This window comes from Streptomyces sp. NPDC018045 (genome assembly GCF_044327445.1).
Classification (GTDB): Bacteria; Actinomycetota; Actinomycetes; order Streptomycetales; family Streptomycetaceae; genus Streptomyces.
The window spans coordinates 30,593-55,771 of the sequence record NZ_JBIRFL010000030.1 but is presented as its reverse complement, the minus strand read 5'-3'; the positions used below and the strand labels follow the sequence as shown (position 1 = coordinate 55,771).

General features: G+C 72.6%; 23 protein-coding genes. 12 read left to right on the top strand and 11 right to left on the bottom strand.

Going from position 1 to position 25,179, the window contains the following annotated elements:
• Positions 1-157: 157 nt before the first annotated feature.
• A complete protein-coding gene (locus ACH4EB_RS34205; protein WP_398352183.1) occupies positions 158-658 on the top strand; it encodes a hypothetical protein in 501 nt (166 codons plus the stop codon).
• On the opposite strand, the gene adh is transcribed toward ACH4EB_RS34205, so the two are convergent.
• From adh to ACH4EB_RS34180, 5 genes are all read right to left on the bottom strand, one after another.
• Positions 655-2,178 (bottom strand): aldehyde dehydrogenase, encoded by a 1,524-nt coding sequence (adh, locus tag ACH4EB_RS34200; RefSeq protein WP_398352182.1) that lies wholly within the window; start codon positions 2,176-2,178, stop codon positions 655-657. The two genes, ACH4EB_RS34205 and adh, sit on opposite strands and share 4 nt — an antisense overlap.
• Before the next feature lie 379 nt (positions 2,179-2,557).
• A complete protein-coding gene (locus ACH4EB_RS34195) occupies positions 2,558-3,886 on the bottom strand; it encodes a GAF domain-containing protein (protein WP_398352181.1) in 1,329 nt (442 codons plus the stop codon).
• Between the two features lie 115 nt (positions 3,887-4,001).
• Positions 4,002-4,919 carry a hypothetical protein gene (locus ACH4EB_RS34190; RefSeq protein WP_398352180.1) on the bottom strand — a complete coding sequence of 306 codons (918 nt, stop codon included), beginning with the start codon at positions 4,917-4,919 and terminating at the stop codon, positions 4,002-4,004.
• Positions 4,916-6,106, bottom strand: a complete 1,191-nt coding sequence (locus ACH4EB_RS34185) for a DUF6114 domain-containing protein (RefSeq protein ID WP_398352179.1) — start codon at positions 6,104-6,106, stop codon at positions 4,916-4,918. Before ACH4EB_RS34185 ends, ACH4EB_RS34190 begins: the two co-directional genes overlap by 4 nt.
• Positions 6,097-6,711 (bottom strand): DUF6230 family protein, encoded by a 615-nt coding sequence (locus ACH4EB_RS34180; RefSeq protein ID WP_398352178.1) that lies wholly within the window; start codon positions 6,709-6,711, stop codon positions 6,097-6,099. Before ACH4EB_RS34180 ends, ACH4EB_RS34185 begins: the two co-directional genes overlap by 10 nt.
• A 164-nt stretch (positions 6,712-6,875) precedes the next feature.
• Between ACH4EB_RS34180 and ACH4EB_RS34175 the strand changes: the two genes are divergently transcribed.
• Positions 6,876-7,535 (top strand): TetR/AcrR family transcriptional regulator, encoded by a 660-nt coding sequence (locus ACH4EB_RS34175; RefSeq protein WP_398352177.1) that lies wholly within the window; start codon positions 6,876-6,878, stop codon positions 7,533-7,535.
• 186 nt (positions 7,536-7,721) lie between these two features.
• On the opposite strand, the gene ACH4EB_RS34170 is transcribed toward ACH4EB_RS34175, so the two are convergent.
• Complete coding sequence (locus ACH4EB_RS34170; protein WP_398352176.1) at positions 7,722-8,993, bottom strand: glycoside hydrolase family 18 protein; 1,272 nt, start codon at positions 8,991-8,993, stop codon at positions 7,722-7,724.
• A gap of 570 nt (positions 8,994-9,563) precedes the next feature.
• Between ACH4EB_RS34170 and ACH4EB_RS34165 the strand changes: the two genes are divergently transcribed.
• The gene (locus ACH4EB_RS34165; RefSeq protein ID WP_398352175.1) at positions 9,564-10,736 is read left to right on the top strand and encodes an acyl-CoA dehydrogenase family protein; all 1,173 of its coding nucleotides are present in this window, start codon (positions 9,564-9,566) and stop codon (positions 10,734-10,736) included.
• Positions 10,737-10,871: 135 nt separating this feature from the next.
• Here ACH4EB_RS34165 and ACH4EB_RS34160 read toward each other — a convergent pair whose 3' ends face one another.
• On the bottom strand, positions 10,872-12,065 hold the full coding sequence (locus tag ACH4EB_RS34160; protein WP_398352173.1) for a pyridoxal-phosphate dependent enzyme: 1,194 nt from the start codon (positions 12,063-12,065) through the stop codon (positions 10,872-10,874).
• Between the two features lie 304 nt (positions 12,066-12,369).
• Here ACH4EB_RS34160 and ACH4EB_RS34155 point away from each other — a divergent pair, with 304 nt between their 5' ends.
• Both ACH4EB_RS34155 and ACH4EB_RS34150 read left to right on the top strand, forming a co-directional pair.
• On the top strand, positions 12,370-13,530 hold the full coding sequence (locus ACH4EB_RS34155) for a hypothetical protein (protein WP_398352172.1): 1,161 nt from the start codon (positions 12,370-12,372) through the stop codon (positions 13,528-13,530).
• Entirely contained in the window at positions 13,527-14,627 is a 1,101-nt protein-coding gene (locus ACH4EB_RS34150) for a phosphotransferase family protein (protein ID WP_398352171.1), read from the top strand. Before ACH4EB_RS34155 ends, ACH4EB_RS34150 begins: the two co-directional genes overlap by 4 nt.
• Positions 14,628-14,685: 58 nt before the next feature.
• Here the strand turns inward: ACH4EB_RS34150 and ACH4EB_RS34145 are convergent, their stop codons facing one another.
• Complete coding sequence (locus ACH4EB_RS34145; protein ID WP_398352170.1) at positions 14,686-15,108, bottom strand: hypothetical protein; 423 nt, start codon at positions 15,106-15,108, stop codon at positions 14,686-14,688.
• Positions 15,109-15,315: 207 nt separating this feature from the next.
• Between ACH4EB_RS34145 and ACH4EB_RS34140 the strand changes: the two genes are divergently transcribed.
• The 5 genes from ACH4EB_RS34140 to ACH4EB_RS34120 all read left to right on the top strand — a co-directional run bounded on the left by ACH4EB_RS34140 (position 15,316) and on the right by ACH4EB_RS34120 (position 21,651).
• The gene (locus tag ACH4EB_RS34140) at positions 15,316-15,756 is read left to right on the top strand and encodes an Lrp/AsnC family transcriptional regulator (RefSeq protein ID WP_026170119.1); all 441 of its coding nucleotides are present in this window, start codon (positions 15,316-15,318) and stop codon (positions 15,754-15,756) included.
• Positions 15,757-15,909: 153 nt separating this feature from the next.
• A complete protein-coding gene (locus ACH4EB_RS34135; protein ID WP_398352168.1) occupies positions 15,910-17,550 on the top strand; it encodes an amidohydrolase in 1,641 nt (546 codons plus the stop codon).
• Positions 17,551-18,136: 586 nt separating this feature from the next.
• Entirely contained in the window at positions 18,137-19,744 is a 1,608-nt protein-coding gene (gene lnt / locus ACH4EB_RS34130) for an apolipoprotein N-acyltransferase (RefSeq protein ID WP_398352167.1), read from the top strand.
• The gene (locus tag ACH4EB_RS34125; protein ID WP_398352166.1) at positions 19,741-20,499 is read left to right on the top strand and encodes a polyprenol monophosphomannose synthase; all 759 of its coding nucleotides are present in this window, start codon (positions 19,741-19,743) and stop codon (positions 20,497-20,499) included. The genes lnt and ACH4EB_RS34125 overlap by 4 nt, the downstream gene beginning before the upstream one ends.
• 186 nt (positions 20,500-20,685) lie before the next feature.
• Positions 20,686-21,651, top strand: a complete 966-nt coding sequence (locus ACH4EB_RS34120; RefSeq protein ID WP_398352165.1) for an LLM class F420-dependent oxidoreductase — start codon at positions 20,686-20,688, stop codon at positions 21,649-21,651.
• Between the two features lie 89 nt (positions 21,652-21,740).
• Here ACH4EB_RS34120 and ACH4EB_RS34115 read toward each other — a convergent pair whose 3' ends face one another.
• Complete coding sequence (locus tag ACH4EB_RS34115) at positions 21,741-21,986, bottom strand: hypothetical protein (protein WP_398352163.1); 246 nt, start codon at positions 21,984-21,986, stop codon at positions 21,741-21,743.
• A gap of 202 nt (positions 21,987-22,188) precedes the next feature.
• On the opposite strand from ACH4EB_RS34115, the gene ACH4EB_RS34110 reads away from it, so the two are divergent.
• Positions 22,189-22,611, top strand: a complete 423-nt coding sequence (locus ACH4EB_RS34110; RefSeq protein WP_398352162.1) for a VOC family protein — start codon at positions 22,189-22,191, stop codon at positions 22,609-22,611.
• 58 nt (positions 22,612-22,669) lie between these two features.
• Positions 22,670-23,251: an FxsA family membrane protein gene (gene fxsA, locus ACH4EB_RS34105; RefSeq protein WP_398352160.1), complete on the top strand. Its 582-nt coding sequence runs from the start codon at positions 22,670-22,672 to the stop codon at positions 23,249-23,251.
• Between the two features lie 298 nt (positions 23,252-23,549).
• Here the strand turns inward: fxsA and ACH4EB_RS34100 are convergent, their stop codons facing one another.
• A complete protein-coding gene (locus tag ACH4EB_RS34100) occupies positions 23,550-23,933 on the bottom strand; it encodes an RNA polymerase-binding protein RbpA (protein WP_031000331.1) in 384 nt (127 codons plus the stop codon).
• Positions 23,934-24,324: 391 nt separating this feature from the next.
• The gene (locus ACH4EB_RS34095) at positions 24,325-25,146 is read right to left on the bottom strand and encodes a glycerophosphodiester phosphodiesterase family protein (protein WP_398352158.1); all 822 of its coding nucleotides are present in this window, start codon (positions 25,144-25,146) and stop codon (positions 24,325-24,327) included.
• Between the last annotated feature and the right edge of the window lie 33 nt (positions 25,147-25,179).

The window sequence follows — 25,179 nt, the reverse complement described above, 5'->3', positions numbered from 1 at the left end:
GTGCGCTGAAGCAGCGGACCACGTGGTACTCCCTGGCCCGCGAGTACATCGACCAGCGATGGGACCGGACACCGGGTAATACGCGCCGCACGCTGGCTGACGCCATGGCCATCACCCCTGCTTGGCGGAAGAGGGTGACGTTTACCGGGAGCCGCGGGTGCTGCGACGGACTCTGTATTCCTGGGCGTGCAACAAGAACGCCTGGGGCACGGAGCCACGTGAGGAGTGGCAGTCGGCGCGCAACTGGCTGCAGCGGTACACCCTGCCGGTCAGTGAGCTGGAGGACCCGGACGTCCTGCGGCGCGGGCTGGACGCGCTGTGCAGCAAGCTCGACGGAAATCCGGCCGCCGCGAAGACCGTGAAGCGCAAAAAGGCAGCGATCAACGAGGTGTTAGGTGTCCCGGTCGAGCGCGGCTACTTCGCTCACAACCCGCTCGTGGGCCTGCGGTGGGTGGCACCGGCCGTCGCCGACGAAGTGGATCCCGACGGCGTGCCCAATCCGGCGCAGGTGGCCAGGCTGCTGACAGCGGTTGCCGCACAGCCGGGGCGGGGCCCTCATCTGTACGGATTCTTCGGTTGCGTGTACTACGCCACCATGCGGCCGGCCGAGGTGATCCACCTCAGAGAATCGCAGTGCCGCCCCTTTCCGTGCGTCTAGAAGAACCCCAGCTTCTTCGGCGAATACGACACCAACAGGTTCTTCGTCTGCTGGTAGTGATCCAGCATCATCTTGTGGGTCTCGCGGCCGATGCCGGATTGTTTGTAGCCGCCGAAGGCGGCGTGGGCTGGGTAGGTGTGGTAGCAGTTGGTCCAGACGCGGCCGGCCTGGATGGTGCGGCCGGCGCGGTAGGCGGTGTTGGTGTCGCGGGTCCAGACGCCGGCGCCGAGGCCGTAGAGGGTGTCGTTGGCGAGGGTCATCGCGTGGTCGAAGTCGGTGAAGGGGGCCACGGCGACGACCGGGCCGAAGATCTCCTCCTGGAAGACGCGCATGTCGTTGGTGCCCTCGAAGATCGTGGGGCGGACGTAGTAGCCCCCTTCGAGTTCGCCGCCGAGTTCGGCGCGGGTGCCGCCGGTGAGGATGCGGGCGCCCTCCTTCTGGCCGATGTCGAGGTAGGAGAGGATCTTTTCGAGCTGGTCGTTGGAGGCCTGGGCGCCGACCATCGTGTCGGTGTCGAGGGGGTGGCCCTGGACGATGTGTTCGGTGCGGGCGACGCCGGCGGCCAGGAAGTCCTGGTAGTGGCCCTGTTGGATGAGGGCGCGGGAGGGGCAGGTGCAGACCTCGCCCTGGTTGAGGGCGAACATGGTGAAGCCTTCGAGAGCCTTGTCGTAGAAGTCGTCGTCGGCGGCGGAGACGTCGTCGAAGAAGAGGTTGGGGCTCTTGCCGCCCAGTTCGAGGGTGACCGGCTTCAGGTTCTCGGAGGCGTACTGCATGATCAGCCGGCCGGTCGTGGTCTCGCCGGTGAAGGAGATCTTCGCGACGCGCGGGCTGGAGGCGAGCGGCTTGCCGGCCTCCGCGCCGAAGCCGTTGACGATGTTGACGACGCCGGGCGGCAGCAGGTCGGCGACCAGGCTCATCCAGTAGTGGATGGACGCGGGGGTCTGTTCGGCGGGCTTGAGGACGGCGGTGTTGCCTGCGGCGAGGGCGGGGGCCAGCTTCCAGGCGGCCATGACGAGGGGGAAGTTCCAGGGGATGATCTGGGCGACGACGCCGAGCGGTTCGTGGAAGTGGTACGCCACGGTGTCGTCGTCGAGCTGGGAGAGGGTGCCCTCCTGGGCGCGGATGGCGCCGGCGAAGTAGCGGAAGTGGTCGATGGCGAGGGGGAGGTCGGCGGCGAGGCACTCGCGGATGGGCTTGCCGTTCTCCCACGTCTCGGCGACCGCGAGGGACTGGAGATTGTCCTCCATGCGGTCGGCGATCCGGTTGAGGACCTGGGCGCGTTCGGCCGGGGAGGTACGGCCCCAGGCGGGCGCGGCGGCATGGGCGGCGTCGAGGGCGCGTTCCACGTCCTCGGCCGTGCCGCGGGCGATCTCGGTGAACGGTCGGCCGGTGATCGGGGTCGGGTTCTCGAAGTACTGGCCCTTCACCGGCGGCACGTACTCGCCGCCGATCCAGTGGTCGTACCGGCTCCGGTAGGACATCACGGCGTCGGCGGCACCAGGGTTCGCGTAACGGGCCATGAGGGCTCCCCATCGCTGTCGGGTCGGTCGCGCCCCACTCCCGCGCGGGGCGCCGCTGCGCAGGCTAAGAGGGAGGACGTTGCGGGGACGTTGCGGGGACGCTGCGAGGATGAGGTGGGGAGGTCGCGAGCGCGGGCGGGCGGGGGACCGGCGAGCGAGCGGACGGGCGAGAGGATGGGCGAGCGGACGGTTGGGCCGGCGGGGGGATTGGGTTTGTTGGTTGACGTGGGGGTCCCTGAGGTACAGGTCTCTGAGACGGGCCTCTGAGATGAGGGCTCTGGGATCGGCCTCTGAGACGGGCCCCTGAGGTGGAGGCCCAGGCCCCCAAGGCCGATGACTCCGCGGTGAGGTCGACTTTTCAGTCGAGCCCCCTCTTCAGTCATGCCCCCCCTCGAACCGCAGCCTCCGTAGCCGAGGGCCCCGCCGCATACGTCCCTCCGTGCTCGGTGGCAGCCAGAGCCCCGGGAACCGAGTACGCCGTGCGAAGTCGCGTCGCGGTGGAGGTTGTCACGGTGTCTCCGGGGAGCGCGGTGGCCTCCAGTGCCTCCCAGACTTCCAGGTCGTGTTCGCCCCAGGGGGTGTCGGCCCACAGGCGTAGCGTTTCCGGGTCGTGGTGGGTGAGGACGGATCGTCGTAGCCGGTCTTCGAGGAGGGAGCGGAGGCGGCGTACGCCGGGGGCTTCGGAACGGGGGAGGAGGGGGCCGCGGTAGCCGCGGAGTGCTGCCGCCAGGTCGCCTGCCGTCAGGTCTGCCTCTACTGAGCCCAGGTCTGTCGGCACGCTCCGGGTCAGGCGGTACGGGCGCGAGTCGAGCAGCGGGCCCACGATGTGCCGTAACCGGGACATTTCCGCCCGGAGTGTCACCGGCCGGACGTCGCGTTCGCCGTAGAGGAGCGTGGCCAGTTGGTCGCCCGTCAGGCCTTCCGGGTGCCGGGCCAGCAGGAGGACGATTTCGCTGTGCCGGCGGCCGAGCCGCAGTGTCCGGCCGTCCGTGACCAGGAGGGCTTCGTCCCGGGCGAGGACGGTCAGGTGCGCGGCGGGCGCGGTGTGTGACGCGTACGAGGCCAGGTGCGCCTCGGCGGCACGGGCGGTGGCCTGGACGAGGGCCAGGCTGTGCGGGCTGGCGAGGTGGTCGCCGCCGGTGATGTCGACGGCTCCCAGCAGTCGGCCCGTCCGCAGATCGTGCAGGGGAGCTGCCGCGCAGGTCCATTGCTGTACGCGTTTGTTGTAGTGCTCGGTCGCGAAGATCTGTACGGCGTGGTCGGCGGCCAGCGCGGTGCCGGGGGCGTTCGTACCGGCGTGCCGTTCGTCCCAGCGCGCGCCGGGCACGAAGTTCATGCGTTCCGCGTGCCGGCGGACCTCCGGGTGGCCTTCGACCCAGAGCATCCGGCCCTGCGGGTCGCAGACGGCGAGGACGTGGGCGCCGTCGTGGGCGATGGTGCCCAGCAGGTCGCGGAAGACCGGCATGGCGCGGGCCAGTGGGTGGCCGTCCCGGTAGGCGCGCAGCTCGGGCTCGTCGAGGTCGATCGGCGCCGGTCCGTCGAGCGTGGCCCGCGCGGACGCCGACCGGCGCCAGGAGTCGGCCACCACCCGGCGTACGGGGTGCTCCACTGCCCCGCCGGCCAGGAACACCTCGTGGGCGCGCCGCACCGTACGGGTGCGCTCCACAGGGTCGGCTCCCGTCTCCATCGCCAGCCAAGGGTTGCCCACGCGTCACCTCTCCGATGTGGCTCCTGCCCCCGTCCCGTACGCCGATGGTGCTCGTACGGGGCGGGGCAGTAAACCCCGGGGCGAGGGGTGGTCGGAGGCGGGTGCGTCCGTGTGGTCAGGTACGTGCTGCGCGCTGCTCCGGCAGCAGGTCCGCCGTGGCCCGCCAATGCCCTTTCGGGAGGCCCACCAGCTCGTACAGCCGGCGTACGGGGGAGCGGCGGGGCAGGAGGACCGCCCCCGCCACGGCGGCGAAGCCCGCGAGGCCGACGGGGTAGCCGAGGAAGCGGACCAGCGTGCTCGCCAGGACGGCGCCGAGCAGCGGCAGCCCGTACAGCCCCGCTCCCGCGATGGCCACGGCGAGGAAGCGCGGGACTTTCCGGTCCCGGGCGCCACCCGGCAGAAGCCAGCCCTCGGCCAGCCAGCCGATCTCGGCGAGCAGCATGGTGCCGATGACGGCGGCGCCCAGGAACAGCAGCGTGAGGAAGGTACCGGAGGTCAGGAAGCGCAGGACGTTGTTGACCACGCTGTCCTCGGGCCAGGCGCGCAGGGCGGCGCCGTCCGTGGTCAGGAAGCGGCGGTAGCCGAGGCCGTCCCAGCCGTGCACGAGGGTGCCGAAGAGCAGGAAGTGGCCGCAGACGCAGTTCAGGTACGCCCAGTAGCCCGCGCCGACCAGGCACAGGGCCTGTGCGAGCAGGAAGCCGAGGAGGGTGGCGGTCACGACGCCGCCCGCGTACAGGAGGGGGAAGCCCGCCCAGACGCCGCGGTGGCCGTCCGCGATGTGCATCGTCGACCAGGAGGGGTTCTGCCACATCAGGAACAGCCCGGTCGGTACGAGCAGCACCGCCGCGTACAGGAGCGTCAGGCACAGGTACGGGTTCGCGGCGCGGCTGACGAGACGCGGGGCGAGCAGCTTGGGCAGCCCGCTGCGGTCGGCGGCGCGGCGTTCGAGGAAGTGCAATTGCCGGGCGGCGGCGAGCGCGAACGTCGAGCCGATGGCGTACGCCCAGAACAGCGCGGCCGGCAGCCCGATCATGCCGTCCCCGCTCCCGGCCCGGCATCGAGCGTCAGCCCGTCGGCGACGATCAGGTCGGAGGTGACCAGCGCCTGCTCGGCGTCCACGTCGGTCATGAAGACGAAGGGCGGCACGACGGGCGGCACCGGAAGGGTGTCGGGGGTGAAGGTCAGGCAGATCAGCCCTTCCAGGCAGCCGCTGAATTTGGTGAGGTAGAGCGTCACATTGCCGCTCAGGTCCAAGTTGCGTGCACCGAGGCGCAGTTGTGGGCCTCCGGCGTCGCGGGTGATGAGCCGGTAGTCGGTGAGCGAGGCGGCCTTCATCCGCAGGACCATCGCCTTGACCGGTCCGTCGGCCGTCTGCACCTCGGTGACGCCGGCCAGTGTGAAGCCCTTCGGTGCGAACATGGTCGTGGTCACCGTCGGCGGGGTGCGCGGCGCGGGGATGCCGGCCGCGTGCGCGGGCTCGGCGGGCGTACCGATGACCGCGGTCAGGACGACCGGGAGGGCTATGGCGAGTGCCTTCCTCCGGCCGCCGTCGGCTTCGCCGGAGGTGCCGTCCGAGGCGGCGTCCTGCGCGTTGCCTTCACTGGAGGCACCGTCTGAGCGGCCGGTGGCCCGGGTGCCGTCCGGGGCTGTCCGGCGCGTGCCGTCCGGCTCCCTCTCATCCGTACGGCCCGGTTCGGCTCGGTGGATGCCGTACGGTCCGGCCTCACCCGTACCGCCCCCGTTCGACGCCCCGCCGCCCGCGTCCCCGGAGCCCCCGCCCTCCTTGTCCTCCCTGTCCTCCCTGTCCTCCTCGTCCTCCTCCCGGCTCTCCTCCCGCACCGGCGTCCACCCGAAGCCCATCGCACTGCCCGCGATCCCCAGCCCCATTCCCACCAGGAACCCGCCCAGGTTGGTCGCCGCGAAGGACAGGACGGACAGGATGAGCGCGTGCAGGCTCACGTAGTGGTGTGCGGCCGGGCGCAGCCACAGGAACAGCCCGGCCACGATCAGCGCCAGCCCGATGCCGAGCGCGGCCAGCCCGCCCAGGCCGAGGCTGATCAGCACGGTCAGCGGCGACAGCGGTACGAGCAACAGTTCCGCGCCGCCCAGGATGAGCAGCAGACCGGCCCAGAACGGCCGGGTCCGCCGCCAGCCGCGGAACGCCGCCCGCCGCTCGGGCCAGGGGAGCCCGGCGGCCGGGCGCCGGGTGGTCAGAAGCACTTCTTGCCGCCCAGGCTCACGTCCAGCCGCAGCCCCTTGAGGCGGAAGTTGCCGCCGGTGGCGGACCAGGCGTGCGACCTGACCCCGGCGACCTCGATGTCCCCGGCCTGGAGACCGAACTTGCCCTTCTCGCCCTGGACGCCGGGCACCTGGTCGAGGGTGGAGGCGTCCCGGCCGATCTGTGCCGTACCGAACCGGGCGTCGCCCACCAAATCCTCGCCGTCGATGACGAGGCTGTCGGCGGTGACCTGCCCGGCGGCGCCGCCCGCGGTCAGCTTGAACACCACGGTGCCCAGCGGCGTCTTGACCTCGGCCGCCTGGCAGATGTCGCTCAGTACGGCCCTGCCCAGGCCGAGCAGCGCGACGGGGTGCCCCTTGCCGCCCACGTCGCGGTCGGTGTGCACGTACGAGGCCAGCCCCTGACTGGTCAGCTTGCCCGACGAGACCTGGAAGTTGGTGCCCGACACGGCGAACGACGCGGCGAGCGCACCCTCGGCCATGACCGAGGCCATCGCGCCGACCGCGAGCACCGCGGGAATCGCCGTCACCGCGGTCTTCTTCCAGGAAGTACGTCCCTGCGGCAACGGCCGCTTTCTCTTGCTCACTGCTTCCTCCCCGGGGCAGCGATGGAACGGCTGCCGGCGCAGCCGTGGACACGTGCGAGCGCGCGAGGGAAGTGCCTGATGGAGCTGCCACGGGGCGAAGCCGCAGGTGGCGTACCTCTGCCATACTGCGGAAAATCCGCGGCAGTTGGAGACTAGGGCTCGAATTGAATAATAGTCAACAGCGCGGGACCGGTGCCCCACGGGTCGCCCGGGCCACCGAGCGTTCGCAGGTACGCCGTGCCGAACTGATCGCCACCGGAAGGAGACTGTTCGCCGACACCTCCTACGACGCCCTGTCCATGGATGACATCGCCCGTCAGGCCGGTGTCGCGAAAGGTCTGATCTACTACTACTTCAAGAGCAAGCGCGGCTACTACCTCGCGATCATCGAGGACGCCGTCGCCGAACTGGTCCGGCGCGCCGCGAGTACCCACGACCTGCCGCCCGTGGAGCGGGTCCGGCACACGATCGACGGCTACCTGCGCTACGCCCAGCACCATCAGGCGGCCTACCGCGCCATCGTCACGGGCGGCGTCGGCTTCGACGCGCAGGTGCTCGCGATCCGGGCGGAGGTCCGCGAGCGGCTGCTCCAGACGATCTCGCACGCCGCCTGGGGCCGCGAGGAGATACCCGCACTGGCCCGTACGGCCCTGGTCGGCTGGCTCTCCAGCGTCGAGGGCGTCACCCTCGAATGGATCGCGCGGCAGGAGCTGGACCGGGAGACGGTCGGCTCGCTGCTCGTCCGGGGACTGGGGGACACCCTGCGGCTGATCGAGGAATTCGAGCCCGCCTGCCCGGCGCCCACCCGGCCGCCCGTCCCCTGACCCGCGGAAAGCCCGGACTCGGGTCCGGACTCGGACCCGGCCCGGCACCACGGGCGCGGGCCAAGCCACGCCGCAGGGCAAGAGGCCACGGGCCTGCCACAGGGCGGTCTGCCGCGGGGCGGAAGTTCACGGAACGCCGCAGGGCGGGAGGCCGGCCCCCGCCCTCCGACACGCCTGCCGAAACAGCTACTTGATGGCCTTGATCAGCTCACCATTGGACGTGTCACCGCCCAGCTCCCAGAAGAACGTGCCGCCCAGTCCCTGCTGGTTCTTGTACGCCATCTTGGTGCCGATGGTCTCCGGGGTGTCGTAGCTCCACCACTGGCTGCCGCACTTGGCGTACGCCGTGCCGCCGACCTTGCCGGTCGCCGGGCAGCGGGTCTTGAGGAGCTTGTAGTCCTCGATGCCGGCCTCGTACTTGCCCGGTGCCGCGCCGGTCGCCGTACCGCCCGGTGCGGCCTGCGTCACGCCCTGCCAGCCGCGCCCGTAGAAGCCGAGGCCCAGCAGGAGCTTGTTGGCCGGGACGCCCAGGTCCTTGAGTTTCTTGATGGTGTCGGTGGTGTTGAACCCGGCCTTCGGGATGCCGTTGTACGAGGTCAGCGGCGAGTGCGGGGCCGTCGGACCCTTGGCGTCCCAGGCGCCGAAGTAGTCGTACGTCATCGGGTTGTACCAGTCGAGGTACGGCGCGGCGCCCTTGTAGTCGGCGGCGTCCAGCTTGCCGCCGGGCGAGGCGTCGGCGCTGATGGCCGCCGTCACCAGCTTGCCGCCGAACTTCGAGCGCAGCGCCCTGGCGAGGTGGGTGAACGCTTCCCGGCCGCTGGTGTCGCAGGTCAGACCACAGGCGTTCGGGTACTCCCAGTCGATGTCGATGCCGTCGAAGACGTCGGCCCAGCGCTTGTCCTGGACGAGGTCCAGGCAGGACTGGGCGAACGCGTTCGGGTTCTTGGCGGCCTCGGCGAAGCCGCCGGACCAGGTCCAGCCGCCGAAGGACCAGATCACCTTGAGGTTCGGGTGCAGCTTCTTGAGCTTGCGCAGTTGGTTGAAGTTGCCGCGCAGGGCGCCCGCGTCCCAGGTGTCGGCCTTGCCGTCGACGCTCTGGTCCGCGGTGTAGGCCTTGTCGTAGTCGGCGTACGCGTCGCCGATGGCGCACTTGCCGCCCTGGACGTTGCCGAAGGCGTAGTTGATGTGGGTCAGTTTGTCGGCGGACCCGGACGTCTGGATGTTCTTGACGTGGTAATTGCGGTCGTAGACGCCCCAGTTGGTGAAGTAGCCGACCACCTTGCCGCCGGCGGCCTGGGTGGTGGCCGGCGCGGTCGCGGGGGCGGCGGCGGGGGCGCTGCCGGTGGGGTCGGCGGCGGCCGTGCCGGCGAACAGGGGGCCGGCCAGGGCGGCCGTGCACAGGGTGGCGGTGGCGGCGGTCAGCCGGCGCGGTGCCCGCGTGCGGATCGGTCTGGGCATGTCGTCTCCTCGGAGGGGGCGAGGGCGGTGCGGGACGGACACGCGTTCCGGATTGGCATGGACGCGTTGAGTGTTGCGGGAGAACGTAGAAGGACTAGACCAGTGTGGTCAATGGTTTGGACCAATTTCGCGGAGCGTACAGCGTCCGTCGGCCGGGGCGTGTGACGCGGCGAGCCGGGTGGCGGGCCAGGTGGGGGCACGTACGGAGCGTCTGGCAGGGCGGCCGACGGCCGGGCGTGGGATCGCACGAGGGCGGCGCGAGGGCCGGTCGCGAGAGATCCGGGGGCGGGCGCGGGGGCCGGCGTACCGCTCGTACGGAACGGTGGACGCGGCCGGACGGCGCTCGGCCCGGCATCCGTGCTGACGAAGTCCCGGCCGCCCCGTACAAGATCTCGATCAACCAGTGACGTGACGCTGCTGATCGGGCATACTCACAGCGCCACAGCTACAGGTCACCGCCCTCCGAGACCCGGTGGGGGAACATCTGATGAGCACTGTGCGAACAACCGGCGGCGCCGCCTCACCCTCGCGGGCGCCGTCGCAGCGCCCGACAGGGAGGAGAGCGCCGCCATGACCCAGTACGGCCCCCGGCCGGTGGACCGCAGGCTGCCGACGGAGGAAGCCCGCGATCTGCTGACATTGGTGCGGGACCTCGTCGAGCGCGAGATCGCGCCGGTCGCGGCCGAACAGGAGGAGGCGGGGCGGTTCCCCCGGCAGACCTTCGCCCTGCTCTCCGAGTCCGGACTGCTCTCCCTCCCGTACTCGCAGGAGTTCGGCGGCGGGGAGCAGCCCTACGAGGTGTACCTCCAGGTCCTGGAGGAGCTGGCCGCCGCACGGCTGACCGTGGGCCTCGGCGTCAGCGTGCACACCCTCGCCTGCCACGCGCTCGCCGCGTTCGGCACGAAGGAACAGCGCGCCACCCACCTGCCCGCCATGCTCGGCGGCGGCCTGCTCGGCGCCTACTGCCTCTCCGAGCCCGCGTCCGGCTCCGACGCCGCCTCCCTGACCACCCGGGCGGTACGCGACGGGGACACCTGGACCCTGGACGGCACCAAGGCGTGGATCACCCACGGCGGCGTCGCCGACTTCTACACCGTGCTGGCGCGGACCGGCGACCAGGGCGCCCACGGCATCACGGCCTTCCTGGTGCCCGGTGACGCGGAGGGGCTGACCGCCGCCGCGCCCGAGCGCAAGATGGGCATGAAGGGCTCGCCCACGGCCCAGCTCCACTTCGACGGCGTACGGATCCCCGACGCCCGCCGCATCGGGGACGAGGGCCAGGGCTTCGCCATCGCCCTGTCCGCCCTGGACTCCGGCCGCCTCGGCATCGCCGCCTGCGCGATCGGCATCGCCCAGGCCGCCCTGGACGAGGCGCTGGCGTACACCGCCTCCCGGCAGCAGTTCGGCCGCCCGATCGTCGACTTCCAGGGCCTGCGCTTCATGATCGCCGACATGGCCACCCAGATCGAGGCCGGCCGCTCGCTCTACCTGTCCGCCGCCCGCCGCAAGGACGCCGGACTGCCGTTCGCCAAGGAAGCGGCGATGGCGAAACTGTTCTGCACCGATGCCGCGATGCGCGTCACGACGGACGCCGTCCAGCTCCTCGGCGGCTATGGCTACACGCTCGACTTCCCGGCCGAGCGCTACATGCGCGAGGCCAAGGTGCTCCAGATCGTCGAGGGCACCAACCAGATCCAGCGCATGGTCGTCGCGCGGCATCTGGCGGGGCCCGAGTCCCGCTGACGGGCGGGGCGCCGGGGGAGTACGGCGATTCCGTACGAAGACGGCGGTCGGGCGGGGAAGCCGTCTGCCGTCCGGAGCGCCGGGGCCGCGACACCGGCCTCCGGCCCGACGGACTCCACCGGCCCGGCAGCGCTCTCACCCGCCCATCGGCCGCATCTCCTTCATGCCCGTGGCCGTGCCGATCGCCACCACCGGTTCCGGGGATTCGCGCAGCATGCGGCGGGCCACGGAGACCGCCACGGCGGAGGACGCCTCCAAAAGGACACCCTGTTCGGCGAGGCGGCGCTGTTCGGCCACGAACTCCTTCTCCGCCACCGCGACGGCCGTGCCGCCGGACCGCCACAGTGCGTCCAGCCCCTGCCAGCACGGGCGTTCCTCACCGAGCGAGAAGGCGGCGGTGGGGTGGCTCTCCACGCGCGTACGCTCCTGGGCCGCGCGGTCGGCGTGGCGCAGGGCGGCGGTGAAGGGCGCCGAGCCGGCGGGCTCGGCGGCCACCAGGCGGGGCGCCGCGGACACCAGACCGGCCGCGGCCAGCTCGCGGAAGCCGCGCTCGATCCCGGACAGCAGGTCCGCCCGGCTGGTCGGGACGACCACCGCGCCGATCCGCCGCCCGGCGAAGTCGCGCGCCAGCTCGTACGCCACCGACTTGTAGCCCTCGTCGGCGTACGGATTGCCGCCGGGGGAGGGCGCGGAGAAGCTGGTGAGCGGATACCAGCCGTGCTCCTCGACGGCCCGCGCCATCGCGGCGTTACGGGCCGTGAAACCGCCCTCGCACCGGATCTGCTCGGCGCCCAGCAGGTCGATCTGCGCGGCCAGCGCGGGCGGCACGCCCTCGTCGGTGAAGACCACGCACCGCAGTCCGGCCCGGCCCGCGTAGGCGGCCGCCGCCGCGCCCGCGTTGCCGGACGAGGCGGCGGCCACCGTGTCGGCGCCGGTCTCCAGCGCGGCGGCGACGCCCACCGCCATCGCCCGGTCCTTGTGCGAGCCGGTCGGGTTGCCGCCCTCGTACTTGACCCACAACTCGCTGCCGCACTCCGGCGCGAGCCCGTCGCCGAGCGCGGCCGGGTCGGTACGCAGCCGTATGTTCGGCGTGTCGCCCTCGCCGAGCGTCACCGGCGGGCCGCTGACCGGCAGGGTCTCCGGCCAGCCCCACGGTCCGCCCGGGTACGAGGACAGTTCCAGGCCCGCCAGGTCGGCCAGGGGCGGCATCGCGTTGACCCCGATGCCCTCCGCCGCGCACCGGGGGCAGCCGGTGAGACCTCGCACCTCCAGGCCGCAGCGCAGACAGTGCAGGCTGCTCGGGCCCTGCGCGGAGCTGGCCGTCGTCATGGTGTCCCCTTCGATCCGTCACCGCTGCGGCGCCGGTGTCCGCGATGGCCTTCGTCCTCCACTGTACGGTGGCCCGTTCGCCGTACAGGGCAGCCGGGGTTCCGTGTCCGTGCCCACCGGCGGCCGGTGGGTGGGCGGAGCCGTGGCGTGATGCGTTCCCCGTCCCGGCTCGGGTACCGCCATGGCCCCGCGCCTACTCCTGACGTACCGTCAATTACCGCCGCGGAAACGGCCGTCGACGAGGCGGCGGCGCGCGCCCCGTGGCCACCGGCCCGCGCCCGCCCGCGCGTCCAGGAGGTGTCCCGTGCCCGACCGTCCGATCGCGCTCGACGAATACCCGATCCACCAGGTGCCGCTGTCCATGCGGCACGTCGCCACCGGCGACCGCAACGCGTACGACCGCTGCATCTTCCACGTCCTGGACCACTCCGGCCGCGCGCTGCTCGTCGCCGGCCTCGGTGTCTACCCCAACACCGGTGTCATTGACGCCTACGCCACCCTGCGGCTCGGCGGCCGTCTGCACGCCGTACGCGCCTCCGACGCGCTCACCGACGACCGCCTCGCGCTCGCCGTCGGCCCGTTGACGATCACCGTCGACCGGCCTCTCGAACGGCTCCGGCTGCGGTGCGCCGCCGACCCGGCCGACCCCGGCGGCCTCTCCTGCGACCTCGTGTGGCAGGCCGCCTTCCCCGCAGTCTGGGAGCCGCACCACACGCAGTACCGCGGCGGACGGCTCGTCCTGGAGGGCCGCCGGTTCGTCCAGGCGGGCACCTGCACCGGCATCATCCGCGCCGCCGGTGAGGAACTGGCCGTCACGGCGGGGGAGTGGACCGGCACCCGGGACCGAAGCTGGGGCGTGCGGCCGATCCCCGGTGAGGACGGCGGCCGCGCCGCCGAGGAGGCGCGGCCGGAGGGCTTCCACTGGATCTGGTGCCCGGTCCGTTTCGACGACCGCTTCGTGATGGTCGTCGTCCAGGAGGACGCCGACGGGCACCGTACGCTCAACGAAGCCCTGCTCGTCCGCGACGGCGCCCACGACGTCCAACTCGGCTGGCCGCACGCCGACATCACCTACCGGCCCGGCACCCGCCACCCCGAGCGCGCCGTGCTCCACCTCACCGACCCGTCCCGCAAGCCCCTCGAACTCGCCGCCGAGATTCTCACCTCCTCACCCCTGGCCGTCGGCGCGGGCTACCCGCCCGCCGACGACTGGCAGCACGGCACCTGGCGCGGGCGCGGCTGGACCGACCGCCGCACCTACGACCTCGGCGACCCCGCCGCCCACCCGTCGGCGGCCCACGGCGTCACCGACCACGCGGCCCGCTTCACCCTCGACGGCCGCACCGGCTACGGGATCTTCGAGCACGGAAGCTTCGGCCGCCACGACCCCAGCGGCTTCACCGGCCACGCCGACGTGGCACCGGGCGGCACGCGCACCGCACGGCCCGCCGGGGGCCGGGCATGAGCGGCGCGCCCCGCCCCCGCACCACCACCCGCGATCCCGGGGAGCTGACCCGGCGCCTGTCCGCGTGGCTGACCGCCCGCCTGCCCGGTGCCCGCGCGCTCTCCGTGAGCGTCCCCGCCTCCAACGGCATGTCCAGCGAGACCCTGCTCTTCGACATTGACCACCCCCGTCCGCCTGTCCGCTCCTGCGTGCTGCGCCTCGCCGCCGACCCCGCCGCTTACACGGTATTCCCCACCTATGACATGGCCCGCCAGCACCGCACGATGCGCCTGGTGGCCGAGCACACCGACGTGCCCGTGCCGCGCACGCTGTGGCTGGAGGAGGACCCGGCGCCGCTCGGCGCGCCGTTCTTCGTGATGGAACGCGCCGAGGGCCGCGTACCGCCGGACGTCATGCCGTACACGTACGAGGGGAGTTGGCTGCACGCGGCCACCGAAGCGGAACGCGCGGAGCTGGAGGCGGCCACGGTCTCCGTCCTCGGCCGGCTCCACGACCAGGTGCCCGTCGAGGAGACGGAGTTCCTCGCTCTGCCCGGCAGCGGGAGCGCACTGCGGCGGCACGTGGCGGCGCAACGGGCGTACTACGCCTGGGTCGTCGCGCAACAGGAGCCGTCACCGCTGATCGAGCGCGGCTTCGCCTGGCTCGCCGAGCACTGGCCGCCGGAGCCGGCGAACGCCGACGACACCGTGCTGACCTGGGGCGACGCACGGATCGGCAATATCGTCTACGACGGCTTCAGGCCCGCCGCCGTGCTGGACTGGGAAATGGCCGTGCCCGGCCCGCGCGAACTCGACCTCGGCTGGATGATCTACCTCCACCGGTTCTTCCAGGACCTGACCGAGAGCGGCGGCCAGCGCGGCCTGCCCGGCCTCCTGCGCCGCGACCGGGTCGAGGAACGATACGCCCGGCTCACCGGGCACACGCCGCGGGCCATGGAGTTCCACACCCTCTACGCGGCCCTGCGGCACGCCGTCGTCATGCTGCGCGTGGCGTACCGCCGGGTCCACTTCGGTGAGCTGCCCGCACCGGCCGACCCGGACGCGCTGATCATGCACCGGGCCACACTGGAGGCGATGATCGAGGGCCGCTACTGGTGAGGGCGGGGATCGTGCGTGCCGGGCGGCGGGCGCCCGGCCGGAACCAGGACGCGGGCGCTCAGGGCCGGCGCATCCGCGGTACGCGCGCCGGCCGCGTACCCGGCCCGCCCACGTGCGAGAACGGCTGCCGGCGCCAGTCCAGGCCCTCCGGCAGGGTCAGCAGCACGCCGGCGTCCTGCTCCTGGGCCTCCGGCGAGTCGTCCGCGGAGGGGGCGTCGGCGACCGGCCGCCCCGAGCCCTCGCACACCGTCAGGCAGAAGGGGTTCCAGGGCGTCGGGCACAGCGCGTGCTCCGGCAGGGTGTCCTCGTCGGCCAGCATCGCGATCGGCTGGGCGCAGTCCGGGCAGGCCACCCGGAAGATCTCCATGGTCTCGAAGGAGTCGTCCGGGTCGTCCTCGCCGGCGAAGCCGGGACTGTCGCCCTCCTGGGCGTCGAGGCCGAGCGGCGCGGATTCGATCTTCAGACGTCGCATGATGGTCATCCCCCTCGGGTGGGCCGCACGGCCGCCGGCTTCCTGTGACGGGCGGCTCCGGCCAACAGCAGCAATTCCCCTCATGCCCCGCGCATAATCGCCGAGCCCTGCGGGATACGGGAGCACGTGTGTGGCATTGGTCACATGACCCGCGCGGGCGCGTCCACGATCCGGCGTACGGTGCGCACATGCGCCCGAGCACAGTAGGTTGATCGGGTGGAGGAGTTGGACCGACAAATCGTGGATCTGCTCGTCAAGGACGGGCGGATGAGCTACACCGACCTGGGCAAGGCCACCGGCCTGTCCACTTCGGCGGTGCACCAGCGGGTGCGCCGCCTGGAGCAGCGCGGTGTCATCCGCGGCTATGCCGCGATCGTGGACCCGGAGGCGGTGGGGCTGCCACTGACCGCGTTCATCTCGGTGAAACCCTTCGACCCCAGCGCCCCGGACGACATCGCCGACCGGCTGGCGGAGGTACCCGAGCTGGAGGCGTGCCACAGCGTCGCGGGCGACGAGAACTACATCCTCAAGGTGCGCGTGGCCACGCCCCTGGAGCTGGAACACCTGCTGACCCGCATCCGTACGCTGGCCGGGGTCTCCACCCGCACCACGGTCGTGCTCTCCACGCCGTACGAGGCGCGGCCGCCGCGCATCTGACGCCCGAGCGGGGCGCGCCCGGCTTCCCCGGCCGCACGTCCGGTGTGCCCGGGGCGTGCGCCGGTACCGCGCGGACCGGCCCGCGGGGGGCGCGCGTCAAGATGCCCGACCCCGCGCGCGGGCCCGCCGCCCGCAGGGGCCAAACTGTCCGCTATGAGTGAGCGCACCCCCGGCCCGGCCCGGCCCCGTACCGTCCTGCTGCGCGGCGGAGAGGTCCACAGTCCCGCCGACCCCTTCGCCACCGCCATGGTGGTCGAGGGCGACAGCATCGCCTGGGTGGGCGAGGAGGGCGCGGCCGACTCCTTCGCCGACGGCGTGGACGAGGTCGTCCACCTCGACGGCGCGCTCGTCACCCCCGCGTTCACGGACGCACATGTACACACGACGGCCACCGGCCTCGCCCTCACCGGCCTCGACCTGGCCGGGGCGGATACGCTCCCCGACGCGCTGGCCCGGGTACGGGAGCACGCCGCGGCCCGCCCGGCCGACCGGGTTCTCCTGGGACACGGCTGGGACGCCACCGCCTGGCCCGAGGGCCGGCCGCCGTCCCGTGCCGAACTGGACGCGGCCACCGGTGGCCGCCCCCTTTACCTGACCCGGATCGACGTGCACTCCGCGGTCGTCACCACCGCCCTTCTCGACCTCGTCCCCGGCATCCGTGACCTGCCCGGATTCCACGCCGAGCGGCCGCTGACCGGCGACGCGCACCACGCCGTGCGGGCCGCCGCGTACGCCACCGTCACCCCCGCCCAGCGCGACGCCGCCCAGGCCGCGGCCCTCGCGCACGCGGCGTCCCGGGGCATCGGGACCCTCCACGAGTGCGCGGGGCCCGACATCTCCGGCGAGGACGACCTCACCGCCCTGCTGGCCCGCGCCGCCCGCGAGCCCGGCCCGCGCGTCGTCGGCTACTGGGCCGAGATCGTCACCAACGCGAAGGACGCCGACCGGATCCGTGCCCTCGGCGCGATCGGCGCCGCCGGTGACCTGTTCGCCGACGGCTCCCTCGGCTCGCACACCGCCCACCTGCACGCCCCGTACGCCGACGCCGGCCACACCGGCACCGCCCACCTGGACGCCGACGCCGTCGCCGCACACGTCGCGGCCTGCACCGAGGCCGGACTCCAGGCCGGATTCCACGCCATCGGCGATGCCGCGCTGACCGCCGTCACCGACGGCGCCCGGGCCGCCGCCGACAGCGTCGGCCTCGCCCGCGTCCGGGCCGCCCGGCACCGCGTCGAGCACGCCGAGATGCTCACCGAGGCCACCGTCGCGGCTTTCGCCGAACTCGCCCTGACCGCCTCCGTGCAGCCCGCCTTCGACGCGGCCTGGGGCGGCGCGGACGGCATGTACGCCACCCGGCTCGGCGCCGAGCGCGCCCGCACCCTCAACCCGTACGCCGCCCTGCTGCGGGCCGGCGTGCCGCTCGCCCTCGGCTCCGACAGCCCCGTCACGCCGCTGGACCCGTGGGGCACCGTCCGCGCCGCGGTCTTCCACCGCACCCGCGAGCACGGCATCTCCGCCCGCGCCGCGTTCACCGCGCACACCCGCGGCGGCTGGCGCGCGGTCGGCCGCGACGACGCGGGCGTCCTGGTGCCCGGCGCGCCCGCCGACTACGCGGTCTGGCGCACCGGCGACCTCGTCGTACAGGCCCCTGACGAGCGGGTCGAGCGCTGGTCCACCGACCCCCGGTCCGGCACCCCGGGCCTGCCCGACCTGACCCCTGGCCGGGACCTGCCCGTATGCCTGCGGACGGTGGTCGGCGGTCGCACGGTGTACGGACGGCCGAACGAGTGACTTCACGCGGGCGCGTACCCCCTCGGAACGCGCCCGCGGGCGCCTGCCCCGCCTGGGAGAGCGGGCGCCGGCCTGGGGCGACGCGAAAACCACGCGGTCCGGGCAACTGTTGACAGCAGACGGTCGGCGGCCGGTAGGTTCGGCCGAGTCCACCACAGGACGTCCGACCGGGAGACCTCCGCGCAGTCGTCGAACGCCGCTGGGCCATGGGATGGCGTGCCGCACCGGCACACCGTCACTGGGAGCCAGGTCCAGCACCTGCGGCACGGGGACGACGGAAAGGTTTCGGCCGGTCGGCAGGTGCGACCCGGGTGGGGCCCGGTTGCTCAGTAGACAACGGCTCTCGGTCGACCCGCAGCCAGCGGGTCCCAGGTCGGCCCGAAGGGCGCCGGGCCCCGATCCGCACCGTACGACGGTGCCCGTTCCCCCGCCGCCCGCGCCCGGGCGGCGCAGCTTATACCTTCCGACACCCCCGGTCCGCAATCGCGCAACCCCGATGTACGGTCTGCACACCACCGCATGACCTGCAAGGAAGGCCGCGACCGTGCCCGACACCACCGCACGACCTGCAAGGAAGGCCGGGACCGTGCCATCGGGCTCCGTCACCGCCGGGCCGGCCGGGCGCGGCCGCCGGTTCGCGGCGCTGGTCCGCCGTGCGGCACCGCGTACGGCGCTCGCCGTCCTGAGCGGCCTCGCCCTCGCGCTGGCCTTCCCGCCGTACGACCTGTGGCCGCTGTCCCTCGTCGGCGTCGCGGCGCTCGGGCTGCTCACCCGCGGCGGAACGGCCCGTCAGGGGGCCTGGACGGGCTTCGCGTTCGGGCTGCCGTTCTTCTTCCTGCTGCTGAAGTGGCTGCATGTCGTCGGCTGGGACGCGGTGTTCGGGCTGGCCCTCGTGCAGGCCCTGTACCTGCTCCTGCTCGGCGCGGGACTCGCCGTCACCTCCCGCGTGAAGTACGCGCCGCTGTGGGCCGCCTGTCTGTGGGTCACCGAGGAGTGGGCCCGCGACCGGGTGCCCTTCGGCGGCTTCCCGTGGGGACGGCTCGCCTTCGCCAACACCGGCTCGCCCTTCACCCCGCTCGCGGCCCTGGGCGGCGCGCCGCTGGTGACCTTCGCCGTCGCCCTGAGCGGCGCCCTGCTGGCCGCGGCGGCCGCCGTCCTGTGGCGGCTGCGCCGCGGGCCCGGCAGGTCGGTACGGGCGGCCCTGCCCGCCGTGGAGGCCGTCGGCCTGGCCGCCGCGGTCACGGTGTCCGGCCTCCTGGTCCCGGTGCCCACCGAGGCCGACGACCGTGTCGACATCGCCGTCGTCCAGGGCAACGTGCAGCGGCCCGGCATGGACTTCCTCGGCCGCCCGATGCAGATCCTGGGCAACCACGCGACGGCCACGGAGAAGCTGGCCGCCGACGTGAAGGCGGGCAAGGCCAAGAAGCCGGACCTGGTGATCTGGCCGGAGAACGCCTCGGACCTGGACCCGTTCCGCTACCCGCAGGCGTACGACCGCATCGACGAGGCGGTCAAGGCGATCGGCGTGCCCGTCCTCGTCGGCGCCCTCGTCGACCACCCTGACAAGCCGGGCTACGTCTTCAACCAGGGCATCGTCTGGGACCCGGTGAAGGGCCCCGGCGCCTCGTACACCAAGCAGCACCCGGTGCCCTTCGGCGAGTACGTGCCGTTCCGGGAGCAGCTCAGCAAGATCATCACACGGTTCCAGCGGGTGCCGCGCGACTTCTACCCCGGCGACCACACCGGTGTCCTCGCCGTCGGGCCCGCCCGGCTCGGCGACGTGATCTGCTTCGAGGTCGCCTACGACGAGATCGTCCACGACACCGTCAACGCGGGCGCCCGCGCCCTCGTCGTCCAGACCAACAACGCCACCTACGGGCGCACCGGACAGCCCGAGCAGCAACTGGCCATGTCCAGGCTGCGCGCCGTGGAACACGGCCGTGCCGTCGTCACGGCGGCCACCAGTGGGATCAGCGCGGTGGTGGCCCCGGACGGTACGGTCACCCACAAGATCCCGGAGTTCACCCAAGGGGTGCTGGAGGCGAGCCTCCCTCTGCGTGACGAAAAGACGGTGGCCGACCGCGTCGGTGCCATTCCCGAGTGGGTGCTCGCTATCGTGGGACTTCTGTCCTGCGTCGCCGCGACAGTCATCGGCCGGCGCGGGCGTACGAAGGACGAGAAGGGGCAGCAGTGACAGACGGCGGTCAGCGGAAGTACGGTCCGCTCGGGACCACCTTGGTGATCATTCCGACCTACAACGAGGCGGAGAACATCAAGCCGATCGTCTCGCGGGTACGGACTTCTGTGCCCGAGGCACACATCCTCGTCGCGGACGACAACAGCCCGGACGGCACGGGCAAGATCGCCGACGAGCTGGCGGCGGTGGACGACCACGTCCAGGTGCTGCACCGCAAGGGCAAGGAAGGACTCGGCGCCGCCTACCTGGCGGGCTTCAGATGGGGCATCGAGCACGGCTTCGGCGTCCTGGTGGAGATGGACGCGGACGGCTCCCACCGCCCCGAGGAGCTGCCCCGGCTGCTCACCGCCCTCAAGGGCGCCGACCTCGTGCTCGGCTCGCGCTGGGTGCCCGGCGGCCGGGTGGTGAACTGGCCCAAGCACCGCGAGTACCTCTCCCGCGGCGGCAGCACGTACTGCCGGGCCATGCTGGACGTGCCGCTGCGCGACGTCACCGGCGGCTACCGCGCCTTCCGCAAGGAGACCCTGGAGGGGCTCGGCCTGGACGAGGTCTCGTCGCAGGGCTACTGCTTCCAGGTCGACCTGGCCCGCCGCGCCGTCGAGAGCGGCTTCCACGTCGTCGAGGTCCCCATCACCTTCGTCGAGCGTGAGCGCGGCGACAGCAAGATGAGCAAGGACATCGTGGTGGAGGCCCTGTGGCGGGTCACCGGGTGGGGTGTCGGCTCGCGGGTGAACAAGCTCCGAGGGCGCTGAGACACCGGGCGGGGCGGGGGCCGTCGCGTCCCCGGCCGTCGCCGTTCGGCCCGGACCGGCCGTCCGTGTGCTCCGAGCGTTCGCGGGAGCACACGCTAGGCCGGTCGGGCGGAGTCTTCCGGGCCCGGCCCGCCCTCGTCGCACGGGCCGAGTTTTGCGGTCGCATGATCGGGAAACTCGCGCCATATGGTGCAAATCGGCTACACGATGATGACTGAGCAAGCCGGCCCGCGTGATCTTGTCGACCACGTCGTCCGGGCCGAGGAAACCGGGTTCGACTTCTCGGTGACCTCCGACCACTACGCCCCCTGGCTGGAGTCCCAGGGCCACGCCCCGTACGCCTGGAGCGTACTGGGCGCCGCGGCGCAGGCCACCTCCCGCATCCCGCTGATGACGTACGTGACCTGCCCGACGGTGCGCTACCACCCGGCGGTCGTCGCGCAGAAGGCCGCGACCATGCAGTTGCTCTCCGGCGGCCGCTTCCGGCTGGGCCTGGGCGCGGGCGAGAACCTCAACGAACACGTCGTGGGACACGGCTGGCCGGGCAAGACCACCCGGCACGAGATGTTCACCGAAGCCCTGGAGATCATCCGGGCGCTCTTCGACGGCGGTACCGTCAGCTACCACGGCAACCACTTCGACGTGGACTCCGCCAAGCTCTGGGACCTGCCCGACGAGGCCCCGCCCATCGGCGTGGCCGTGTCGGGGGAGCGGTCCTGCGAGATCGCCGGCCGCCTGGGCGACCTGGTCATCGCGACCGAGCCGAAGGGCGAGCTGATCAGCTCCTTCGAGAAGCACGGCGGCGCCGGCAAGCCGCGGGTGGGACAGCTCCCCATCTGCTACGACCCCGACCGGGACGCCGCGGTACGGCGCGCCCACGACCAGTTCCGCTGGTTCGCGGGCGGCTGGAAGGTCAACTCCGAGCTGCCGGACCCGGCCGGATTCGCCGGCGCCACCCAGTTCGTCCGGCCGGAGGACGTGGCCGAGACGATCCCGTGCGGCGACAACGTGGACGACTTCGTCGCGGCGGTGCGTCCGTACGCGGAGGCCGGCTTCACGGAGATCGCCGTGGTCCAGGTCGGCGGCGACCACCAGCGTGAGTTCTTCGACTGGGCCGGGAAGAAGCTGCTGCCCGCGCTGCGCGAGCTGTGAGCGCGCCGGGAGCCCCGCGGAACCGATGACCGCGGGGCTCCCGGGGCACGCGGGAGAAAGCGCGCCGGCCGGCGCACGGGCCCGCCGCATCAGTCGGCGGGCTCGTCCGGGGTCGGCTCGTCGGCCTGCGTGTCGCGGTCGTGCGCCGCGCCGCGGCGGCCCGTGCCGGGGACGTCGGTGTCGGGCACGTCCGTGTGCTCCGAGCGGTCGTCCCCGTCGTCCGGACTGCGGCCCTCCCACGGGTCCGGCGAGCCGTGCGGGTCCGCCTGCTGGTCCGGCAGGTCGCGGGGGACGGCGCTGCCGCCCTGCTCCGGCGTCTCACTGCGCTTGTCCATGGTGTTCGGCCTCCTTGGGAGAGGGACGGGGAAGGGTGTCCGGTACGGGTGCCCGACGGGCGCGGCCACATGCGTTCCGGGGCGATCAGGACCGTTCGAAGACGGCCATGGGGGCAGACGTACCGGGGCAGCCCCACGGAAGTGACGGGAGTGCGGGACCGTACGGAAGCGGCTGTGCGGAACCGGCCGTACGGAAGCGGCCGTGCCGGACCGGCCGTCCGAAAGCGGCCTGGAGTACGAGCGGGAGGAGAAGGCGATGGCGGTGGTGACACGCAGGGAGCTGGTCATGGTGCTGGACTGCGCCGACCGGGCGGTGCTGGCGGAGTTCTGGAGCCAGGTCCTCGGCTACCGGATCTCGCGCACCACACCGCCGTACACCGCCCTGACGGACCCGGAAGGACGCGGCCCCGAACTGCTCCTTCAACAGGTGCCCGAACCCAAGCAGGGCAAGAACCGCATGCACCTGGATCTGCGGGTGCCCGCCATGGAGCCCGGGCTCAGCAGGGTGGTGGAACTCGGTGCGCGCGTACTGCGCGGTCCGTTCGACGACGCGGGCTGTCCGACCACGGTCCTCGCCGATCCCGAGGGCAACGAGTTCTGCCTGATCGTCTTCGAGGGCGCGTGAGGTGCCCGGAGGCCACCCGCGGGAGGGCGTGGCGGCCGGGGCCAGGCACACTTGAACCATGACGTTCGCAGCCACGCCGCCGCCCCGGTCCCGTCCGCCCAAGCGCTCGCGCGCCCGCCGGTTCGTTCCCTTGGGCATCGCCGCCTGGCTGGTGCTGGAGATCTGGCTGCTGACCCTGGTCGCCGACGCCGCGGGCGGCCTGACGGTCCTGGTGCTGCTCCTCGCCGGTGTGGTCGTCGGCGGGTACGTGATCAAGCGGGCGGGCCGGCGGGCCTGGAAGAACCTCACGGAGAGCATGCAGGCAGGCGGGGACCCCGCGGCCTCCCCGGGGCCGGGGGAGCGGACGTCCTCGGGCAGCGGGAACTCCCTCGCCATGCTCGGCGGGCTGCTGCTGATGTTCCCCGGCCTGGCCTCCGACGCCGCCGGGCTGCTCTGCCTCTTCCCGCCCACCCGCAAACTGCTCCACCGCCGCGCTGAGCGACTGCTGTCCCGCCAGGTGCGCCACACACCGGGCACGCTCGGGGACGCCTTCCAGCAGGCCCGTATGCACCAGCCGGACGGCAAGGTCGTCCAGGGCGAGGTCGTGCGCGAGGACGAGGGGCCCGCCCCTCGGCGTGAGGATCCGCCGCTGACGCGTTGAGCGGGTAACTGAGGGCGGCGGAGGGCGGATTGGCCGGGTCGGTGTACGCGGGGTACGAAGCGTGTGCGCTTCGTGGCGGCGGGTAGCCGTCCGTCCTCCGTCGTTCGCCGGCCGTTATCCGCCGTCCGTCGTTTGTGGTGCGCAGGGCGGCCGCCCTGGACCGGAGTGGCGCCGGCTCACCGCAGGGCGGCGCCGGCCCGCTGCACAGGGATCCGGAAGATCCACCGCACAGAGATGCGGAAACGGGCCGGGGCCACTGCGTGGTGCAGTGGCCCCGGCCCGTTCGCGCGTCCGTTCGTCAGGCGGACTTGCGATTGTTGTTGTTGTCGCGCGGGTGCACGGCAATGTTCATGGTGCCGGAGCGCAGGACCGCCAGCCGTTCGGCCAGCACTTCCTCCAGCTCCTCGCGGGTGCGCCGCTCCATGAGCATGTCCCAGTGCGTACGCGCGGGCTTGCCCTTCTTTTCCTCAGGGCCATCGCCATCCACCAGGAGGGCTTGTGCACCACAAACCTTGCACTCCCACTCGGATGGAATCTCGGCCTCTACCGAGAACGGCATCTCAAATCGATGGCCGTTCTGGCATGCGTACTCCACCGCCTGGCGCGGGGCCAGGTCGATGCCGCGGTCGGTCTCGTAGCTGGTCACCACAAGTCGCGTGCCGCGAAGAGCTCGCTCACTCATGAATCGTGCCTCCCGGGCTTGTCGCCCACAGGACAGGTGTCGCTGTCGTCGTCATCCGGTCAACGTCCGGTCGGCGGTGAAGATTCCCGTCACCGGGAGATGTGCCCACCCGTCGCCCACCACCGCCTGATGGAGGCGCTGCGCGCCGCTGCCTTCCTTCGTGCCGCCCCTTGTTGTACCCACCAATGCCCGGTTTGTCACATCTGGCAGCAGATGTCACCCAGCGCTTTCCACAGTTCAGCGCGCAGTAACGGTCCGCCTGGTGAGCCAAAGGCGTACACTACCGGCCCGCGGCCCTCACGCCTAAATCCGGGTACCCCTTGGCTCGACCGTCACACTCGGGTAACGGCTCGTCAGGACGGTGCGGCCGGCCCCTCCGAGGGTACGGACCTCATTCCGCGGGCCAGGATCCCCGGGCGGACAGCACCTTCCGCAGGGCGCCGATGTCGTCGGTCATGATGCCGTCGACGCCGAGGTCCAGCAGGGCCGCCATCCGCCGCGGATCATTCACCGTCCACACATGCACCTGCAAACGCCACGCGTGCGCGGCCCGGATCAGCAGCGGATCGACCACGCGGATGCCGGACTGCCGCTCCGGCACCTGCACGCACACCGCGTTGCGCCGGACCGCCGCCCCCAGCAGCCGGTCCAGGGGCACGCCCCGGCCGTACGAGCGCATCCGCAGCCCCAGCACCCCGCGCGTGCCGAGCGAGGTCGCCATGCGCGGCCCGGCCAGCCGCTGGGCCCGCGCGACCCGGGCCTCCGAGAACGAGCCGACGCAGACCCGGTCCCAGGCGTCCGTACGGCGCAGCAGATCCAGCAGCGGCCGGAGCGCGGCCTCCGTCTTGATGTCGACGTTCCAGCGGGCCCGGGGGAACTCCTCCAGCAGCTCCTCGAAGAGCGGCAGCGGCTCCCGGCCCGCCACCCGTGCCCGGCGGACGGCCCGCCAGGGGAGCCGGCCGATCGCCCCGCCCATGTCGGTGACCCGGTCCAGCGTGGCGTCGTGGAAGGCCACGAGCCGGCCGTCCGACGTGGCGTGCACATCGGTCTCCAGGTAGCGGTAGCCGAGCGCCACCGCGCGCCGGAACGCCGCGGCGGTGTTCTCCAGCCCGTCCGCGGCCCCGCCCCGGTGGGCGAAGGCGAGCGGGGCCGGGTGGTCGAGGTAGGGGTGCCGTACGGGGAACCCGCGGGTGGTCAACTGCTGGGAGCGCATTGGCCAGAGGATATACAGGGCGGGTGGACGGCA

Coding starts and splice junctions, on each gene's coding strand:
- adh (WP_398352182.1), bottom strand. CDS start 2,178: ATGGCCCGTTACGCGAACCCTGGTGCCGCCGACGCCGTGATGTCCTAC.
- ACH4EB_RS34190 (WP_398352180.1), bottom strand. CDS start 4,919: ATGATCGGGCTGCCGGCCGCGCTGTTCTGGGCGTACGCCATCGGCTCG.
- ACH4EB_RS34170 (WP_398352176.1), bottom strand. CDS start 8,993: ATGCCCAGACCGATCCGCACGCGGGCACCGCGCCGGCTGACCGCCGCC.
- ACH4EB_RS34165 (WP_398352175.1), top strand. CDS start 9,564: ATGACCCAGTACGGCCCCCGGCCGGTGGACCGCAGGCTGCCGACGGAG.
- ACH4EB_RS34160 (WP_398352173.1), bottom strand. CDS start 12,065: ATGACGACGGCCAGCTCCGCGCAGGGCCCGAGCAGCCTGCACTGTCTG.
- ACH4EB_RS34150 (WP_398352171.1), top strand. CDS start 13,527: ATGAGCGGCGCGCCCCGCCCCCGCACCACCACCCGCGATCCCGGGGAG.
- ACH4EB_RS34145 (WP_398352170.1), bottom strand. CDS start 15,108: ATGACCATCATGCGACGTCTGAAGATCGAATCCGCGCCGCTCGGCCTC.
- ACH4EB_RS34135 (WP_398352168.1), top strand. CDS start 15,910: ATGAGTGAGCGCACCCCCGGCCCGGCCCGGCCCCGTACCGTCCTGCTG.
- ACH4EB_RS34120 (WP_398352165.1), top strand. CDS start 20,686: ATGGTGCAAATCGGCTACACGATGATGACTGAGCAAGCCGGCCCGCGT.
- ACH4EB_RS34115 (WP_398352163.1), bottom strand. CDS start 21,986: ATGGACAAGCGCAGTGAGACGCCGGAGCAGGGCGGCAGCGCCGTCCCC.
- fxsA (WP_398352160.1), top strand. CDS start 22,670: ATGACGTTCGCAGCCACGCCGCCGCCCCGGTCCCGTCCGCCCAAGCGC.
- ACH4EB_RS34100 (WP_031000331.1), bottom strand. CDS start 23,933: ATGAGTGAGCGAGCTCTTCGCGGCACGCGACTTGTGGTGACCAGCTAC.
- ACH4EB_RS34095 (WP_398352158.1), bottom strand. CDS start 25,146: ATGCGCTCCCAGCAGTTGACCACCCGCGGGTTCCCCGTACGGCACCCC.